This is a genomic window from Leptolyngbya sp. FACHB-671 (genome assembly GCF_014695745.1).
Taxonomy (GTDB): Bacteria; Cyanobacteriota; Cyanobacteriia; order Elainellales; family Elainellaceae; genus JAAUTN01.
Map to the genome: position 1 here is coordinate 1 of NZ_JACJOV010000152.1, position 18,727 is coordinate 18,727.

At 49.2% G+C, this 18,727-nt stretch carries 17 protein-coding genes; 8 read left to right on the forward strand and 9 right to left on the reverse strand.

All coding sequences use genetic code 11. The features are described 5' to 3' along the window. From H6F93_RS24655 to H6F93_RS24685, 7 genes are all read right to left on the reverse strand, one after another. Positions 1 to 255, reverse strand: a 255-nt coding sequence (locus H6F93_RS24655; RefSeq protein ID WP_524537875.1) for an IS1/IS1595 family N-terminal zinc-binding domain-containing protein, incomplete at its 3' end; no start/stop codon positions are given. Between the two features lie 150 nt (positions 256 to 405). Then, positions 406 to 1,719 (reverse strand): NAD(P)H-dependent oxidoreductase, encoded by a 1,314-nt coding sequence (locus H6F93_RS24660; RefSeq protein ID WP_190686704.1) that lies wholly within the window; start codon positions 1,717 to 1,719, stop codon positions 406 to 408. Positions 1,720 to 1,721: 2 nt separating this feature from the next. Beyond that, on the reverse strand, positions 1,722 to 2,270 hold the full coding sequence (gene rfbC / locus H6F93_RS24665) for a dTDP-4-dehydrorhamnose 3,5-epimerase (RefSeq protein WP_190642578.1): 549 nt from the start codon (positions 2,268 to 2,270) through the stop codon (positions 1,722 to 1,724). Further along, positions 2,270 to 3,295 (reverse strand): NAD-dependent epimerase/dehydratase family protein, encoded by a 1,026-nt coding sequence (locus tag H6F93_RS24670; RefSeq protein ID WP_190642579.1) that lies wholly within the window; start codon positions 3,293 to 3,295, stop codon positions 2,270 to 2,272. Before H6F93_RS24670 ends, rfbC begins: the two co-directional genes overlap by 1 nt. Positions 3,296 to 3,303: 8 nt before the next feature. Continuing rightward, complete coding sequence (lhgD, locus tag H6F93_RS24675; protein ID WP_190686707.1) at positions 3,304 to 4,518, reverse strand: L-2-hydroxyglutarate dehydrogenase; 1,215 nt, start codon at positions 4,516 to 4,518, stop codon at positions 3,304 to 3,306. Positions 4,519 to 4,550: 32 nt separating this feature from the next. Then, positions 4,551 to 5,324 (reverse strand): glucose-1-phosphate cytidylyltransferase, encoded by a 774-nt coding sequence (rfbF, locus tag H6F93_RS24680; RefSeq protein ID WP_190642581.1) that lies wholly within the window; start codon positions 5,322 to 5,324, stop codon positions 4,551 to 4,553. A 26-nt stretch (positions 5,325 to 5,350) separates the two neighbouring features. Then, entirely contained in the window at positions 5,351 to 5,596 is a 246-nt protein-coding gene (locus tag H6F93_RS24685; protein ID WP_190686710.1) for a hypothetical protein, read from the reverse strand. A gap of 716 nt (positions 5,597 to 6,312) precedes the next feature. Between H6F93_RS24685 and H6F93_RS34795 the strand changes: the two genes are divergently transcribed. The 3 genes from H6F93_RS34795 to H6F93_RS24700 all read left to right on the forward strand — a co-directional run bounded on the left by H6F93_RS34795 (position 6,313) and on the right by H6F93_RS24700 (position 12,177). Next, complete coding sequence (locus H6F93_RS34795; protein ID WP_190686714.1) at positions 6,313 to 8,397, forward strand: GDSL-type esterase/lipase family protein; 2,085 nt, start codon at positions 6,313 to 6,315, stop codon at positions 8,395 to 8,397. Between the two features lie 253 nt (positions 8,398 to 8,650). Continuing rightward, a complete protein-coding gene (locus H6F93_RS24695) occupies positions 8,651 to 10,348 on the forward strand; it encodes an FAD-dependent oxidoreductase (RefSeq protein WP_190686717.1) in 1,698 nt (565 codons plus the stop codon). A 158-nt stretch (positions 10,349 to 10,506) separates the two neighbouring features. Next, positions 10,507 to 12,177, forward strand: a complete 1,671-nt coding sequence (locus H6F93_RS24700) for a GMC oxidoreductase (protein WP_190686720.1) — start codon at positions 10,507 to 10,509, stop codon at positions 12,175 to 12,177. 74 nt (positions 12,178 to 12,251) lie between these two features. Here the strand turns inward: H6F93_RS24700 and H6F93_RS24705 are convergent, their stop codons facing one another. Beyond that, a complete protein-coding gene (locus tag H6F93_RS24705; protein ID WP_190686724.1) occupies positions 12,252 to 13,253 on the reverse strand; it encodes a glycosyltransferase family 2 protein in 1,002 nt (333 codons plus the stop codon). Positions 13,254 to 13,338: 85 nt separating this feature from the next. Then, on the reverse strand, positions 13,339 to 14,064 hold the full coding sequence (locus H6F93_RS34800; protein WP_190686727.1) for an acyltransferase: 726 nt from the start codon (positions 14,062 to 14,064) through the stop codon (positions 13,339 to 13,341). 283 nt (positions 14,065 to 14,347) lie between these two features. Between H6F93_RS34800 and H6F93_RS24715 the strand changes: the two genes are divergently transcribed. The 5 genes from H6F93_RS24715 (at position 14,348) to H6F93_RS34805 (ending at position 18,608) form a co-directional block, all read left to right on the forward strand. Beyond that, the gene (locus tag H6F93_RS24715) at positions 14,348 to 15,994 is read left to right on the forward strand and encodes an alkaline phosphatase family protein (protein WP_190686730.1); all 1,647 of its coding nucleotides are present in this window, start codon (positions 14,348 to 14,350) and stop codon (positions 15,992 to 15,994) included. Positions 15,995 to 16,259: 265 nt separating this feature from the next. Next, a complete protein-coding gene (gene hpxO / locus H6F93_RS24720; RefSeq protein WP_524538013.1) occupies positions 16,260 to 17,402 on the forward strand; it encodes an FAD-dependent urate hydroxylase HpxO in 1,143 nt (380 codons plus the stop codon). 12 nt (positions 17,403 to 17,414) lie between these two features. Beyond that, positions 17,415 to 17,771, forward strand: a complete 357-nt coding sequence (gene uraH / locus H6F93_RS24725) for a hydroxyisourate hydrolase (RefSeq protein WP_190686735.1) — start codon at positions 17,415 to 17,417, stop codon at positions 17,769 to 17,771. Positions 17,772 to 17,780: 9 nt separating this feature from the next. Next, positions 17,781 to 18,281 carry a 2-oxo-4-hydroxy-4-carboxy-5-ureidoimidazoline decarboxylase gene (gene uraD, locus H6F93_RS24730; protein WP_190686738.1) on the forward strand — a complete coding sequence of 167 codons (501 nt, stop codon included), beginning with the start codon at positions 17,781 to 17,783 and terminating at the stop codon, positions 18,279 to 18,281. Between the two features lie 201 nt (positions 18,282 to 18,482). Beyond that, the gene (locus H6F93_RS34805; protein WP_277882879.1) at positions 18,483 to 18,608 is read left to right on the forward strand and encodes a hypothetical protein; all 126 of its coding nucleotides are present in this window, start codon (positions 18,483 to 18,485) and stop codon (positions 18,606 to 18,608) included. Positions 18,609 to 18,727: the final 119 nt, after the last annotated feature.

Consider the following 18,727-nt stretch of genomic DNA (forward strand, 5'->3'; position numbering starts at 1 on the left):
GGGCAGAGCTTGGGCTGCTTGCTTGACCCAGTTGATTACCGTGTTGTGACACACGCCTGTGACTCGTTCAATCGCACGAAAGCCCATGCCATTGAGATAGAGGTTCAAGCAGTGTGCCTTGACTTCCAAGGAATAACCCTGAGGGGTGTGAGTTTCACGAAATTGACGATTGCAACTGCGGCACAGATAGTTCTGGATACCCTTGCGTCGTCCGTTCTTGACGGTTTGGTTGGATTGACAGTGTGAACATTGCATCATACTTCTATTGTGCAACGCCTAGAGAGGGAGCGATCTCCGCCGCGAATTCACTTTATTCCAATAACCATTTATCTGGCTAATAAAAATAAAGGGTGCAGGAAACTGCACCCCATAAGTGAGTGAGATAGGGAGAATAGGCGATCGCCCTTAACCGACTGCTGCCATTGGTTTTGCTACGCCAAAGTAGGCGTTTTGCTCAGCCCGCAGTTTGTCACAGAGCCGACCTTCCGGTAACTCCACATCATCGTAAGTGAGTACCCGGTCTTTAGGCACATCTCGCTTGAGGCGGCAGCCTTCAGCCAAGCCCATCGGCAACAGGTTTTGTGCCTGAGTCACATCAGCATTTTCACACTGCCCGTAAGTCATGTAAAAACCAATGCCGTCCAGGGTTTCCCCTGCTTTTAAGTCAATCTTGGCAGTGGTGACTACTTCAACTTGGGGCGCACCCAACGGAGCCATCACTGCATCCCCAAAGAGAACCACACGAGCGACCGACAGGGGTACCTCAAAGTGACAGAGGTGATAGGGGGTATAGAAGCTATAGAGCGGACCTTCGCCCAGTTTATAGAGGTTGAGGTAGTGCTGTTGTTTGGGGTCATCGTGAGTACCGAAGACGAAGACACCCGGTCCAGGTTTGGCACCCACCACATAATCCACAATACCACCAAGCTCTTTAAGCTGGTCTACGTCATACATTCCGGTCATTTCATCCACATGACCTTGGAAGTCGTAGCCCAACATGCCACGCTGAGCAACCTTCATGCCTGTGGCGTTAGCAACGATCGCCTGTTCAAATGAGATCTTAGAGCCATCGGCAAAGCTAGTCACCATGTGCGCTTTTTGTCCCCACTTCTTGGCGAACCCCTCTTGAGTAGTAGGGTTACGGTAAGGATCTTGCAAGCCTTTGATGTTGCCGCAGAGCAACGGAGTTACGCCAATGCTCTTGACAAAGCGGTACAGGTTCATCTGCACACCGGGCTGATCACCATCGCAGGCAGACAGAATTACACCAGCGCGATCGGCGTAGACTTTGAGAATAGCTCCAATGGTGCCATCGAGTTCGGCGTTCATCAGGATGACGTGCTTGTGGTGGGCGATTGCCTCCAGCACCACTTCTGCGCCAAACTCGATTGTGCCTGTTACTTCAACGATCGCGTCAATGCCCTCAGCCTGACAGAGCAGTTTGGCATCGTCGGTGATGGAGTACTTGTTTTGGGCGATCGCTTCCTCTAGCTCGGCGACCGTCTTGATGACTCGAACATCCTCAATACCTGCCTCGGTGTAAGCCCGCTTTGCGCCATCAATACTGCGGTTAAAGATGGCAACCAGTTCCATTCCGGGGACCGAGTTAGCAATCTGGTTAGCGATACCGCGACCCATAAAGCCTGCCCCGATCATCCCGACTCTGATTGGATTCCCTGCTTCTGCACGAGCTTTCAGAGCATTATCAACAATAATCATGGCTAAACTCCTACGGAAACAGCTTCATCAAATAGTGCCCAAGCAGCATCTTTGTCTGAAATAACGCTCACGGGCATCGGCCACTCAATCCCAAAAGCAGGGTCATTGTAGCGCAAACCACGCTCATAGCCTGGCGTGTAAAACTCACCAACTTGATATACGACTTCTGCACTATCCGTGAGTGCTTGATAGCCGTGAGCGAACATATCGGGGACATAGAGCGCCCGTCGGTTATCTTCACTTAGCTCCACACCAATATGCTGTTTGTATGTGGGTGACTCAGGACGCATATCAATGATCACATCGTAAATTGCGCCACGAGTACAGCGGATCAGCTTGGTTTCAGTCGCAGGAGCAACTTGATAGTGCATTCCTCGCAACGTGCCTGCCTTATGGTTGTAAGACAGATTGCACTGCGCCACTGTCGGCTTTAAGCCATGCGCTTCAAACTCTTTCATGCAGAAGGTCCGAGCAAAGAAACCGCGAGGGTCTTCGCGCAGCTCCAAATCTAGAATAAAAGCGCCTTTGAGCTTCGTTTCGGTAAATAACATTACTTGCTCCAGAAGAAATCTTTGTCAATTTGCTGAGTGCGAATTAGGTATTCCAGTTGCTTCAGACGAGTAAACCCTCTCGATTGAAACACGTCTTTGTCCATGTCAATCTGACTAAACAGGTCAAACAACTGCTGGGCACCGCGTCGAGCATCCCATTCACACTTAAAGCCAGGTAGTTGAGTGTTGATCTTCTCAAAGGAAACCCGGTAGCTGCGGTTATCTGCTCCATTGTCGCCAAAGCTGAGTTGACAACCCGTGAAAATATCAGCAATAATTTCCGCAATCTCTTTTACCTGATAGTTATTTGCGGTATCGCCCACGTTAAAGATTTGATTGTGGACAATATCGCGGGGTGCTTCTAGGGCGCAAATAATTGACTTTGCAATATCCAAAGCATGAACCAGAGGACGCCAGGGCGTTCCATCACTGATCATTCTGATCTCTTTGGTCGTCCACGCCAACCCTGCCAGGTTGTTCAACACAATGTCAAACCGCATCCGAGGCGACGCACCAAAGGCGGTCGCATTTCGCATGAAGGTAGGGGAGAAGTTGTCATCCGCCATCTTGGTAACATCGCGCTCAACAAAGGTTTTGCACTCAGCGTAAGCAGTTTGGGGATTAACTGGAGTTTCTTCCGTCACATCGCCCTCAGTCGCAACGCCATAAACGCTGCATGAGGACATATAGACAAATCGCCGCACTCCCGCTTGCTTTGCCAGTTCTGCTAGACGAACTGAGCCTTTATGGTTGATGTCGTAGGTGATGGTGGGGGAAAGCTGCCCGGTGGGGTCGTTCGACAGTTCTGCCATGTGAACGATCGCATCAATTTCTGCTAAGTCTTCTAGCTCAATATGACGGATGTCCTTGTTGAGAGTTTTGGCAGTTAAATCAGTGCCGTTGTAGAGCCAGCCAACTTTGTAATAGCCAGTATCTACCCCCGTCACATCATGTCCTCGCTCCATTAACAAGGGAGCAAGGAGTGAACCGAGATAGCCTTCTGTTCCAGTAACCAGTACTTGCATAATTTTTCCTAGACACTCAGGGTAGGTTGTAAATGTTGGGGAGTGGGGATTTGTGCGGCAACTGCTTTGCCAATCTCAAGGGAGGATGTTGCAGCAGGAGACGGGGCATTGCAAACATGAATGGAATGCTCGCCTTTGACAATGAGAAAGTCATCAACCAGCTTGCCATCATTCATCAACGCTTGGGCCCGAACTCCGGCATGGGTGGGAACCAAGTCTTCAGATTGCACCTCTGGAATTAGTCGTTGTAAGCTGCGAACGAAAGCAGCTTTGCTAAAGGAACGAATGATTTCCTGAATGCCTTCATCAGCGTGCTTTGCAGCTAGCTTCCAGAAGCCAGGATAAGTCATGACTTCGGTAAAGTCACGCAGGTCAAAATCAGTCTTTTTGTAGCCTTCACGTTTGAGGCTCAGCACGGCGTTAGGTCCAGCATGGACACTACCGTCAATCATCTTGGTGAAATGAACGCCTAGGAAGGGAAATGCAGGATTCGGAACAGGGTAAATCAGTGTTTTGACGAGATACCGCTTCTCAGGAGTGAGTTCGTAGTATTCGCCTCGAAAGGGAACGATTTTGGCTTGCGGATCGACCTGGTTGAGTCTGGCAATGCGATCGCTATGCAATCCCGCACAGTTAATCACAAACCGTGCCTCAAAAGAGCCTTGATTTGTCTCAATTACCTGACCTTTTGGTGTATCTACAATCTTCAACACTTTTGTGTTGAGACGCAGATCGCCACCTTGTTGCTGAATTAAATCAGCATACTTTTGGCACACCTGTTTGTAGTTGGCGATCCCAGTGGAAAACACTCGAACTCCAGCCAGACAACTCACATGAGGTTCAATTTCTTTCACCTCTTCAGCGGTGATTTTGGCGACCTGAATGCCGTTCTCCAAACCCCGGTTATAGAGAGTTTCCAGCATCGGTAGCTCTCGCTCTTCCGTTGCCACGATTACCTTGCCGCAAACTTCGTAATCGATGCCGTGTTCCTGACAGAATGCCACCATTGACTGGCAACCATCCCGGCAAAACTTCGCCTTAAAGCTTCCCGGTTTGTAATAAATGCCAGAGTGAATCACACCGCTATTGTTGCCCGTTTGATGAAACGCCCAACGGTTTTCCTTCTCCAAAACAAGAATGCGGGCATCAGGATAACGCTGACCCAGTTCCATTCCTGTAGAGAGTCCAACAATTCCACCACCGACAATCGCAAAATCATACATGGGTATGTGCCCCTATCACCTTATTGATTGCATTACCAAACTTTCCAGGGCGCACTGCCGCTCTTCCACAGCCCTTCCAGGTAATTTTTGTCTTTGAGCGTGTCCATCGGTTGCCAAAAACCACTGTGTTTGAAGGCAGATAGCTGCTCATCATGAGCTAGTTTTTGCAGCGGTTCTTGTTCCCAGACGGTTGAATCATCGGCAATGTAGTCAATTACGTCGGGTTCTAAAACGAAGTAGCCTCCGTTAATCCAGGCTCCATCACCACCGGGCTTTTCATGAAAACTAGTGATTTTTGTTTGCTCTTGTCCTAGAGAAATTGCTCCAAATCGTCCAGGTGGCTGAGTTGCGGTCAACGTTGCCAGGGTCTTTTCAGATTTGTGGAACTCAATCAGTTCTCCAATGTTGATATTGCTGACACCGTCGCCATAGGTAAAGCAAAATGCCTCATTCCCGATGTGTTCACGAACGCGCCTCAACCGTCCACCCGTCATGGTGGATTCGCCCGTATCTACAAGCGTGACTCGCCAAGGTTCAGCGTTGCCGTTGTGAACGTTCATCTGGTTAAACCGCATATCAAACGTTACATCTGACATACGTAAGAAGTAATTAGCAAAATACTCCTTAATTACATAACCTTTGTAGCCACAGCAAATAATAAAATCGTTAATGCCATAAGCAGAATAGCTTTTCATGATGTGCCAAAGAACTGGCTGACCACCAATTTCAACCATCGGCTTCGGTTTAATTGAGGTTTCTTCGCTCAAACGAGTGCCAAGTCCTCCGGCCAATATCACTGCTTTCATACGATTACCTCGCAGCTTGATAGGGGTCAATTTCTTAGATGAATAAACTCAGCCGAGTCAGGGAAATTTTGAAACAGCAAAACTTGAATCGGGAAAACCCAGAAAATCAGAAGCGGACAGTGAACAGCAGAGACAGGGGAAACACTAAACATGGTGCGATCGCTAAGCAGTTGACTATCTAAAGCATTTGCTATGGCGACGACTGATGCAAAAGAATCTAAAGTGAGGTTAGCAGGAAGTTTAGGTCCAAGCTGTAAAGTCGTGGTGAACAAACCAATTTCTTGTGTGAAAACTACATGAAAGGTATACGTACTTTTCGGATTTGCATGGGGGGAGTTGTTAGTAGAAACCGTAGCAAATTTGGGTGGATGAATGGAAACTCTCAAGCTTTTTGCGTTGATTTCACTCTAATCAAGTAAAATCAGCAATTCTACTGCTTCACTGAAGTTTCATAACTTTGAGGCTTAACCCAAAATCTACTTAAAGACTAAGTAAAGTCATGCTTTACCCATAGCGCCACGTTGCAGAATTAGCTAGGGTGTGACAGATAGAACATGAGGATTAAGTGCATTCATGCACACTTCTAACTCTTGTATACTCTGCTGTCTTCGTTAGCCGATACGTAAGCAGATGGACATAATTAGAAACTAGATAGAAAAACCGAGGAGTAACCCCCGGATCACTCCCCAGTTTTTCTATATTTGGTTCAATTAAGAAACTCTACTTATCAGCCTCTCCAACCCCTAAATTTTTTGGCATTTGGCTGAGTGAAAAGAATTTGAGCCGTGATTTGTTTTGCCTGTACGAACCCTGAGATTGCTTTGTTAAAAGGCATTGGACTTAAGCATCTCAATCAGTCCGGGTTACAAGGGTAGTCCAATAATTTACGCTTGAGCGCCAACAAAGCCATTTTTGGCTCTAGACGGTGGTTGTAAATCAAGTTGTGCAAACTCCTAAAGCTAAACACTACAAATAGATCTGAAAGATTATGGCATTCCACAATCAAGCTCGATCGGATTCTGACCAACCTCGTTTGGTTAGGAGAGCTACAAGAGATTTGCTGTCTCCCACAGCGACGCTTCGGACTGCCAACGTGAGTCAGTTTGGTAGTCGAACGCATACCTTTACCATTACTTACCGTGACAACATACGAATTAACCGCTCTAGCGTGGTGGGAAGAGACATTTTAGTGACTGGTCCAAACGGTTATAGGCAGCTTGCTACGCTGGTTAGCACAAGATTTGGCAGTAATGATAGAGCTGCGGTCGTCACCTATCGGCTCAGAGCTGCGGGCGGCACCTGGAACCCAACAGACAACGGCATTTACCGACTGTCCATGTACAGAAGCAGGGTCAAGGATACCAGCGGCAACCTGGTGAAAAGAGGCAGCCTAGGTTACTTTCGAGCCAGGGTTGCAGATCCTCCGACTCCAGCCGATCCGGCCCCTACCGTTCAATCGTTTGAAGCGCCATCAATTGTTCTGGATAGCGGCTCAGCCTACATTCAAGTCACGTATGCAGACAATGCTGCAATTGACTTGTCTAGTCTTGATTCCAATGATGCTCGCGTGACTGGACCAGATGGGTTTGACCAGCTTGCTACCTTCATTCGAGTGGAACCTGGCACCAATGGCACTCCGCGTACCGTAACTTACCGCATTGATGCGCCTGGTGGCACCTGGAACCCAACTGACAATGGCAGCTATACGATCACCGTTCAGGCTAACCAGGTCAAAGACAATCGCAGTAATGCAGTCGTCGCTAGAACCGTCGGAACTTTTCAAGTTAACCTTTCTGCCTCAACTCCTCCGGGCAGCAATACCACCTCCAATGGCACTGCGGAGGATGGCGTTTTGTTTGGCAGTTCAGGCAGCGACACGTTGAACGGTGGAGAGGGCAATGACACTGCCGACTATGCTCAATTTTCTAAAGGAATTGTTGCCAATCTCAGCACAGGCAAAGTGTCAAAGCTTGCCTATGGTGGGTTAGCCTTGCCCAAAGTTATGCCTGTAGGAGACTCCATCACCGCAGGTCAACATAGGCAACAGCCAAGACCTGGATCGTACCGCATTGAGCTGTTTAATCAACTGGCGGCCGATGGCATTGGTATTGACTTCGTAGGTTCTCAAAGCAATGGTCCCAGTGGCTCATTCGACCAGAATCATGAGGGACATGGCGGTTGGACAATCAACCAGATGATTGACTTGGTGAATGATCCTGAATTCCTAGAGGGTTACAACCCTAACATTGTGATGATCATGATGGGAACCAATGATGCCACTAACGATACAGTGGCGCAGATGTCCGCCGATATTAAAGCTTTGATCGATGAGTTTGCTGAGCGCTTACCCAATGCTCATTTATTAGTTAGCTCTATTGCTCCAATTAATGGAGAGGTGCACGGAGAAAACCGTGTTCAAAGAGCCAGCGATTTTAACCAACTTTTGCCTAGTCTGGTTAGCGATAAGGCTGCTGAAGGAAAGCGGGTCTCCTATGTAAATGTGGGGGGTAGTCTCACGTTGGAAGACCTCATCCCAGATGGACTGCATCCTAGTGCGGCTGGCTACGACAAGATGGGCGGTAAGTGGTATGAGGCGATCGCCAAACAGGGCGTACTATTCAACGGTCAAGACACCCTCAATAGCGTCGAAAATCTTGTCGGTACAGCCTTTGCAGATAGCTTGACGGGTAACTCTGGCGTAAATGTGATTGAAGGCGGAAGGGGACGCGATCGCCTGACTGGGGGCGGCGGCGGTGACACTTTTGTTTTCCGAAGCGCAAACGAGGGAGGTGACACCATTACCGACTTTGGCACGGGCGATATCCTGCGGATTTCGGCTTCTGGCTTTGGCGGTGGACTGGCAGCAGGTGTTGCATTGAGCGGCGGCACTGCTGCCGCTAGAGGAGTTCTAGTTCAGGGAAATACACCTGTTGGCAGCAGCGCCAACTTCCTCTATAACAACGGTGTGCTGAGGTTTGACCAGGATGGTACAGGTAGCGGGGCAGCAGTGGCGATCGCCACCTTCGCCGGTAATCCATCACTGAATGTCAACCAAATTTCGATTGTCGCTTAGGACGTAGGAATTGAGGCAGCGATTGTGAGTTGTATGGTTAACGTCTGCACCACTCACAATCGCTGCCTGTTGAAAACTACCAAACGTGTTTTTGCGTAAGAGTTTCTCCTCAAATAAAGCACGACAACTTGAAGATTCAGTAAAAGGTCGCAGCTTCGCTCCCCAGGTTAAAGTAAAGCGACGTATATTTGCAGGGAATTACAGAAAATTCTGTGGAATCTGTTGTCTGAAATAGCCAGTTAATCTACTCATTATGCTAATTGATTCACGCACTTTACCTGCTGATCAAGTTGTTGAAACAGACGTTTGCATCGTCGGAGCTGGTCCTGCGGGAGTCACGCTAGCACGAGAACTGGCTGGGCAAGATTTTCAAGTTTGTTTGCTAGAAAGCGGTGGGCTGGACTTCGATCCTGATACTCAAGCACTCTGCGAAGGCAAGACAGTTTCTCCGCAGCGCTATCCCGCTGACGAACTGCATGTAGGACGCTGTCGGCAGTTTGGCGGCTCTGCCAACTACTGGTGCATTCAGATCGATCGTGACGAAAATCAGGCTCACGTTCGGCACGTCACGCTAGACGACATTGATTTTGAGCAGCGAGACTGGATTCCTTATAGCGGCTGGCCATTTCGCAAGGCTGACCTTGCCCCCTACTACCAAAAAGCTAACGCGATCTGCAAAATTGGCCCAGATACCTACGAAGCCGCTGCCTGGGAAACTGAGCAGGCAAAACGGCTTTTGTTTCAGGGCGATCGCATTCAATCCAGCGTCTTTCAGTTTGGACCTCGCGCCGTTTTCACCCACGAGTATCGAGAAGAGCTGAATCACGCAAGCAACGTCACCACCTACCTCAACGCCAATGTCTTGGAAGTTGAGACCAATGACACTGCCACTGCGGCAACGGGCTTGCGCGTTGCTACCTTAGACGGCAAAGAGTTTCGCGTCAAAGCCAGAATCGTGGTGTTGGCAACTGGCGGTTTTGAAAATGCTCGACTGTTGTTGCTTTCAGACAAAGTTCAGAAGAATGGGCTAGGCAATCAGAATGACCTGGTTGGTAGATTCTTTATGGATCATCCTGGCTTTCGATTTGGCGTATTCATCCCCGCCGATCGCAAATTGTTCAACACAACCGCCCTGTATGACCTGCATCGAGTCAAAAGCACGCCAATCATGGGCAAGTTGACTCTGAGCGAAGAAGTCTTACGTCAAGAAAAGCTGCTCAACATTTGCCTCATGCTAGTGCCCAGACCCAGCGGCTACGAATCCAGAGCAGTCAACTCCTGGAGAAATTTGCTGTCTGCTGTCAAGCGCAAACAGTTGCCCAAAGAGATTTGGAAGCATGTAAAGAACGTTGTGTCTGAGCTAGATGACATCGTTAACTATGCTTACCGTCGAGCTAAAAAGCTGGAGTTTATCTACAGCCCCCGTATGGGTGGCTGGTCGCGTCGTCCGGCAGACATTCGCAACCTCAAAGCGTTTGAGGTAATTGCTCAGGCAGAGCAGGCTCCTAACCCTGAAAATCGCGTAACACTGACAGATGAGTGCGATCGCCTCGGTCGCCGCAAAGTCTGCCTCACCTGGCGTTGGAGTGACATTGACCTGGAAACGATCAAACGAGTTCAGCAGATTTTGGCTCAAGAATTTGCTCAATCTGGGCTGGGCGAATTTCAGCCCCGCGATGAAATCGAAGGCGGACTTCCTCGCTTTGGCAGCACCCATCACCACATTGGCACCACCCGAATGCACCCCGACCCCAAGCAGGGCGTGGTCGATGAAAACTGTCAGGTTCACGGCGTTGCGAACTTATTTATTGCAGGCAGTTCTGTCTTTCCCACGGGGGGCGGTTATGCTAACCCCACGCTCACCATTGTTGCGCTTGCCGTGCGGTTAGCAGACCATGTAAAAACAACGATGGCAGCAAATGTGAGTACCGTGAATGGTAGTCCTGTATAGGAATGGTGGGTGGGGCACTCTGTGCCCCACCCACCATTCTTCAAAACATTACGATACTGCACTTCCCCGTGAGTTAGAAATGAGAGAAATAAAAGCTTTCATTCCTAACATTTTGATCTGAACTGTCCCAAGCCGCTAGTCAACAAGGCATTGATTTTATGATGATTGACGCACGCACACTACCCCTCAACGAAACCATCGAAACCGATGTTTGCATTGTTGGCACTGGGCCTGCGGGCATGGCACTCGCGCTAGAGTTTGCAAACAAGGATTTCCGCGTCTGCATGTTAGAAAGCGGTGGCATTGAGCGGGACGAAGAAATTCAAGATTTGAGCCGGGGTAAAACGGCTCACCGCTACCCCGATCTAGAAGTCACCTACAATCGTCAAATTGGTGGCACAGCCAACATCTGGCATATCCAGGTTGGCAAGAATGAAATGGGGGCGCGGTTTGTTCCCTACAACGAAACAGATTTTGAATATCGCGAGGAAATTCCCTACAGCGGTTGGCCCTTCAGTCGGGCTGACCTAGACCCGTTTTATCAGCGTGCCCAGAGCATTTGTGGACTTGGACCTTACAACTACGACCCAGATTATTGGTCTGACGCGAAAACGCCTAAACTACCGCTGAAGGGCGATCGCCTTAAAACGGTGATGTGTCAGTTTGTTCGCATCAAGACCTTTATTCAGAAGAATCGCGAGGTCATTCAGCAAGCGAAAAACATTACAACCTACTATTACGCTAACGTACTGGAGGTTGAAACGGATGAAACCGCCAGCATTGCAACGGGTGTGCGAGTCGCATCAGCACCCGGACAAGAGTTTTTTGTGAAAGCCAAAGTCGTAATTTTGGCGGCAGGTGGCTTTGAAATTCCGCGACTATTGCTGTTGTCTAACAAAGTCCAAAAAACTGGATTGGGTAATCAGCACGACTTGGTTGGCAGATTTTTTATGGATCATCCCTGCTACTTCGGTGGGGTGTGGTACCCATCGCGTAAGCAGATGCTAAACACCAGTGATTTATACGATCTGCGCCAGGTAAACGGTACCCCGGTCATGGGTAGACTTGCCCTTACCTCTGAGGTCGTGCGTCAGGAAGGAATTCTTAATGTGTTTGGCTTCCTGCATCCTCGGCAGGCAGGTTATCGCTCTCCGGCAATCCAGTCAGCCCGAACCTTGGCAAATTCTCTGCGTCGCGGCAAACTGCCGAAAAATTTGTTCAAGCATCTGGGAGATGTTTTGGGTGGATTCGGTGATCTCGTCGCGGTTGCGCGCAAACGGTTATCTAAACCTACCGCTGATTTAGCTGCTGCGGATAAGGGCGGCTGGTCATATTTACCGGATAAAGACAAACTGTTTAACTCATTTGAACTGCTGCTCTCTGCGGAGCAAATTCCTGACCCCAATAATCGAATCACGCTGATGGAAGAGTGCGATCGCTTTGGTCGTCCCCGCGTACAGCTTCACTGGACCTGGAAAAACGACCTCGACCTCCGCACCATCAGGCGAGCACAGCAGATTTTCAAGGAAGAATTTGAGAAAGCTGGTTTAGGTCGTCTAGAAATTGGCGACCCAAACGCAGAGCCAGAAATGACTGCCAGCAGCGCTCACCATCTGATGGGTGCAACCCGAATGCACAACGACCCCCAACAAGGCGTAGTAGACGAAAACTGCAAGGTTCACGGCGTTTCAAACCTGTTTATCGCCAGCAGTTCCGTCTTCCCGACTGGGGGACAGGTCAACCCCACGCTCACTATCGTTGCTTTGTCTGTGCGCCTAGCCGATCAGGTTAAGCAAGTCATGGCATCTAACGTCGCCATGGCGGAGTAGGTAATTTCTCTAGAACACCCTATGGGGCGGGCGAACGGCTGTTCGCCCCTACGAATAGACTTACACAGTCGAGCTTATCCCTTAACCATTTGCTCGATTAGCCCGAAGACACCGCCATAGTCCTGTCCATTCCGTGACTCCTGGAGAATCTTTTTGGCTCGTCTGATTTTGCGTCTGAGCCGATGCTTTAGGGCGCGTTGGTTGGTTAGAAAGTCGTAGTATTCCTGCTGCTCAAAGGCATCGGCTTTGGCATTTTGAATCACAACCTGAGGATGCTTGAGCGGAAAGGTCATCTCCTGGGTTGGCATATTTGCCCGCCAATCATACACATCACCCGTGTGAGCCGCTGCTGCATTGAAGCCGATGTTAGACACCAGGTTGATGTTTGGGGCGATCGCCAGTCCATTCTGTACCCAGGAAGCAAAAATCCACTGCCAATCCCAGGTATCAATCCCTTTGTCATAAGTTGTTTGGAACGTGTTGCGCCACCACCGAACCGCCTTTGGATCGCCTAGAACATCGGTCAACCAACCATTATCGCGAAGCTCTGGCCAGAGCTTCATCTCCGGATCATAATTTTGCCAGGACCGCCGCCAACTGGCCCAGCCCCAGAAGTGGGTATAGCGGGAAAAGTAGTAGCTGTCCTCAGTACGCCTCCGCCCCATCTGAAAGTTATCACCACAGATGGCAACAATTCGCTCATCGTCCCGGTAGCGCTCCAGCAATTCCTGGCAATAGCGGAAAAAGCTGGGATGGGGGACACAGTCATCTTCTAGAATGATTGCCTGCTCAACCGTGTTAAATACCCAGTCCAGACCGCTATAAATTCGTCCCAGACAGCTTAAATAGCTATCGGCATAATTAGTTAATACCTCACAATCCCAATCGACCCGTTCGATAATGGCGCGAGTCTGGGCACACTTTTCGGCTTCGCCTTCCTTTTCGGGTCTGGGTGCATTGGCAACCACCAGCAGCTTAGGAGGTTTTGCCTGACGAACCGCTTCAAACACCTTCTCGGTGGTGTGAGGTCGCCGATAGATCAGCATGGCTACTGGCGTTTCTAGCTCGTAAGACATTTAAACCTCTTCACTGAAGACAAAACTACAATTGCCCCTAAATCTTGGCACAGGACTAATCGCAACTAAGTAGATAGAAAGTCATTTAAGATTGCGGGGCTTGGGCTAACGCTTCTTTTAACTCCTCAACCGGATCGTTGCTGCGCCGCTGAGAAATCACCCTGGCAGGAACACCGACCGCAATTGAGTAAGGTGGAATATCTTTGGTCACTACTGCGCCTGCGCCGATCACGCTGCCCTGTCCGACCGTTACTCCATCCAAAATGGAAACACTGTGCCCGATCCAGCAATCGTCTTCAATTACAATTCCCTTCCGGCTAAGTCCCTGGTCGCGAATTTTGCGATCGCCATCTGCAAACTGATGATTGCTGGCATAGATGCCGCAGTGAGCCGCAATCAGACAATCCTTGCCAATGGAGATGTTGCCCGGACCGTGGATGACGGTGTAAGGTCCGATGGAGGTGCGATCGCCAATTTCAATTCGGCAATTATCGCGGCTGACCTTTACGCCGATGCCATAGGCAAACTGCACATTATCGCCAATGCAGATTTGGCTATTTTGTCCTTGACTATCCAGTCGAACGCCCCGGAGGATTTTAACGCCGTTACCGATGGCGATCGCAGGCGTATTCAAAAATTCTGCACCTGGCTCAATGTAGACCGACTTACCCAGGTTCCCTAAGATTTTGCTGTAGAGAAATCGCCGGATTGCCAACCCCTGCGATAGCGGAATCCACCCAACTAGGGCTGTAATTGTTGCCCCCTTGCGGCTTAGCCATGTTGAGCGAGGCTGAGACTTTTCAGTAGACATGGCTAACAACCAATAGGAGAACTCATCCCTACTGATATACCAAACCCAGAACCGAGAAGCAAAGCCTAAAACCGTCGTTCTTTCGGGATGTACATAGATTTCACCAAAACTTTATCGACTTCCCGATCGCCAACGCAGTACTACTAAGAGGAGATAAAGATGCCGTTTAACCAATAGCATTAATACGGACAGTTTCACTAGGATCAGCAAAAGTCCCGCATATTTGTTTGTCTCTAACCGTAGGCACTTAATTCCAAAGGCTAACTTAACCCCAATCGCAGAAATGACAAAGAATCCTATTGTTGCCATTGGCTTGGACACCGCCAACCCCCAGTTATTGGAAGACTTGATGTCCAAGGGATATCTTAAAAACCTGAAAGCGTTGCGGGAGCAGGGAGCTTACGGGCATCTGACCTACGCAAACTCTTCTGAAGAAATGCAGTGGACAACCTTTGTCACAGGCTGCACACCAGAGCAAACCGGACATTGGAGCCGACTAACGTTTAGTCCAGATAGCTACGCCGTAGGAGAATCCAGCGTTTATGGCTTCTCTAAACATCAGCCTTTTTATGCGTTAGGCGATGACTATCGCGTTGCCATCCTGAAAACACCCCAAGCACCCATTGCAGAAGGAGTCAGCGGCGTACAGGTTTCCAGACGGCGCTCTCTACCTACTGACCTGGTCGGTGAGCTAACCGAGAAACATGGCAAGATTCGCGAATACAAGGAATATGGCTGCTGGTGGGATCGTGGCAATCTAACTTTTCTACACAAAGCAACCCAAGAAGGCATCGCCCGCCACACCGCTATGTGCAAGGATTTGCTGCATCGGGAGCCTTGGGATTTATTTGTGACGGTGATTGATGAACCGCATTACGCCAGTCACGATTTCTGGTATCTCAGTCAGCCCGACCATCCGCTCCATCCCTATCGGTCAAAAGACATTTTCTCTAGCGATCCGCTGATGGATGTCTATGAAGCTGCCGATCGCTCCCTCGGTGAAATCCTGGCTGAAGTTCCTGAAAATGCTCACGTTCTTGTCTTCTCGATCGACGGTATGGGCTGGAATACGACCGACCTTCCTAGCATGGTCTTCCTGCCTGAATTGCTGTATCGATTCAACTTCCCTGGACAGTATGGACTAGCGAAAGGCAAGGTGGGAACTCCTGCCCCCGCTCCGGTTGCCAACCCCAAGCGGCAGAGTTGGGCTGGTGAAGTTTGGCAACTGAGACACGACCCCAACCCGATTCGAGGAGCAATTCGACGTTTGCTGCCCGGTAAGTATCAGGACAAGCTAGATCAATATCTGGGTTCACCTCAAAGACCTGCGCTCACGTCCCCCTACCAGTTGTTAAAACAGTATCCTTCCCTCTTTTGGCAGCCTACGCTGTGGTACAAAGCACTTTGGCCCCAGATGAAAGCCTTTGCCTTACCTAGCTTTGGAGATGGTCAGATTCGGATCAATCTGCAAGGTCGTGAGAAACAAGGGATCGTGCCTGCATCAGAATACGACAGCCTTTGTGAACAGCTAATGCAGCATCTTTACAGTCTTAAGGATGCTCGGACGGGGCAGCCAATGGTGACCCGTGTGATTCGGACACGCCAGAATGCTCTAGATGCTGATCCAGGAATTCCCGATGCTGACCTGTTGGTTGAGTGGCAGGACTATCCCAGCGATGTCGTAGACAGCCCCGACTTTGGGCGGATTGGTCCAATTCCTTACTGCAACACGGGCGGACACAAACCTGTTGGCTTTCTCATGGCAAAGGGTCCAGGCATTGAGCCAAACTCTGACCTACCAACAACCAGTCGCGTAGTTGACTTGGCTCCCACTGTACTGAATTTGCTCGGTGCGCCGACTCCTGATTATTGCGAAGGCAAACCGTTGTTTAATCGCGAAGTTTCTAACGTCTCAAATTCAAGCAGCTAAGCATTGGTTACGGCGAAACGAGTTAGCTGAGCAGATTATTAAGAGGCGCATCTCTCTGGGGTGCGCCTCTGTTGCTGTGCAAGCCTAATCTTCTCCTATAGACCTAATTTGCATAGCTATAGCTGTATCAGCAATTACATCAATTGGTTGGGCTGGGATGTTAGTTAAAGCTTTGCGCTGTAGTTTGTCCTGACAATTTTAGAAGCGATCGCACCATCAGCAAATAAGTACAGGAGGAAGTAGCATAGACAACCTGAAGGTCATAATTATTGGTGCTGGCATGGGCGGTCTAACTACAGGCATCGCTATGCGTCAGGCGGGCTATGAGGTCGAAATTTACGATCGCGTCAGCCAACTGCGCCCTGCTGGAGCCGGAATTTCACTCTGGTCAAACGGCGTAAAAGTGCTAAATCGTCTGGGTTTAAGCCAAGAAATTGCGGCAATTGGCGGACAGATGAATCGCGTAACCTATTGTAGTCAGACAGGCGAAAAACTCACTGATTTTAGCCTGCAACCTCTAATTGACTGCGTTGGGCAGCGTCCTTATCCGGTTGCCCGTACTGATTTACAGAATATATTGCTGAATGCTTTTGGTGCAGAAAACGTTCAGCTTAATTCAAAGTGTGTCGCGATTGAACAAGATGCTGATAGCGTCACTGCCATTTTTGAAGATGGACGTAAAGCCACTGGAGATGTGCTGGTTGCAGCCGATGGAACGCATTCGATCACGCGCAGCTATGTGTTGGGTCATGCGGTTGAGCGGCGATATGTTGGCTATGTCAATTGGAATGGATTGGTACCTGCCAGCGATGATCTTGCTCTCAAAGATAGCTGGGTGATTTATGTGGGTGAACATAAGCGAGCTTCGATGATGCCAGTAGGGGGCGATCGCTTCTATTTCTTCTTTGATGTGCCGCTCCCCACTGGCACCGTCAGTAGCCCTGGAACCTATCGAGAAGAATTAGCGAGTTTCTTCAAAGGTTGGGCAGACCCAGTACAAAACCTGATTCAGCGGCTTGATCCATTGAAGACCAATCGGGTTGAAATTCATGATGTTGATCCGTTGAAGACGTTGGTGCGCGATCGCGTTGTCTTACTCGGAGATGCTGCTCACAGCACGGCTCCTGATTTAGGACAGGGCGGCTGTCAGGCAATTGAAGATGCGCTGGTTTTGGCGACCTACTTACAGACCACTAACATCAGCGTGGCAGATGCTTTGAAGCGATATGAGACGGCTCGGTGCGATCGCGTTGCCGACATCATTACCCGCGCCCGCAAGCGATCGAACATGACGCACGGCAAAGACCCCGAAAAAACTCAACAGTGGTATGAAGAATTAAGGCACGAAGATGGAACTGAGATTCTAGACGCCATCTCAAAAACTATCCTGGCAGGTCCATTGCATTAAGCCTCTTGATTTATGGGAAAACTCACAACGCATGTTTTGGATACGGCTCATGGTTGTCCTGCGGCTGGGATGACGATCGAACTGTGGTTTGTAGGAACGACAGGACAAAAGGTTTTGCTCAAAACGGTTACGACTAATGCCGATGGGCGAACAGATTCACCTCTGTTGACTGATCGGGAGTTCACCACTGGTTTATACGAACTCGTGTTTACTGTCGGCGCATATTTTGGGCAAAAGATAGATTCGTTGCCCAACCCACCCTTTCTCGATCGCATTCCGCTCCAGTTTGGCATTGCTGACTCGACGGTACACTATCATGTGCCGCTGCTAGTGTCGCCCTGGTCATACAGTATCTACCGGGGAAGCTAAACGAGATTTATGTCTTACTCGATTGCTCAGCTCAATCAAATGAGTCAAGAGGAGTTTGTTGATGCATTGGGAGCCGTGTTTGAAGACACTCCGGCGATCGCTCAAGCCACTTGGCATCAACGCCCCTTTGTCAACGTGGCAGAACTGCATCAGCAAATGGTTGTCATTGTTAATGCGCTGAGTTTGACAGAACAGTTAGCCCTAATTCGTGCCCATCCTGACCTGGGCAGCAAAGCGAAAATGGCAGAAGCTTCTGTGCAAGAGCAAGCAGGTATTGGGTTAGATCGACTCACCGCTTCTGAATATGATCGATTTCAAACTTTGAATGCTGCCTATAAAGAGAAGTTTGGATTCCCTTTTATCATTGCTGTCAAAAAACACACAAAGGACAGCATCTTAGAAGCTTTTGAGCACCGTCTCAATCACACTACCGAGACAGAAATAACTCAATCTCTTGCCGAAATAGCTCAAATCGCTGAATTTCGTCTATTCGATATAGTTGCTCATTAGATTCCTTGCCTAAATTGGTTTTTGAGGGCGTGAGCCGTTGCGCGAGCTGGCTCGCGCAACGGCTCACGCTAGAAATTTATTCCTAAGCAGTGCCCATCTATCGAAGCTACTCATGAGAAACGGTTCAAGCCGATTTTTGTAGCCTATGTCATCTATACCTATGATGTAGACGTTAAGAATATCCAAACTACAGAGGGCTCAATGCAAAACAATATCGACAATCGGCAAGCGTGGACAACTGAACAGATGGTTTACCCGAGTCAGAATTTGGCGATCGCCTTTAGCCTTGGAATGGCTGACTCTAACCCCGTTAACAACGATGGCTGAACAACTGAAAAGTTTATCCAATTAAGCAACAGCATGGCTCAAGCATATCTCCCTGAATAGGTAATTCAAGGAATAAGAGGTAAGAGCTACCACTAGGGCAACAAAACTTCTTCTAAAAC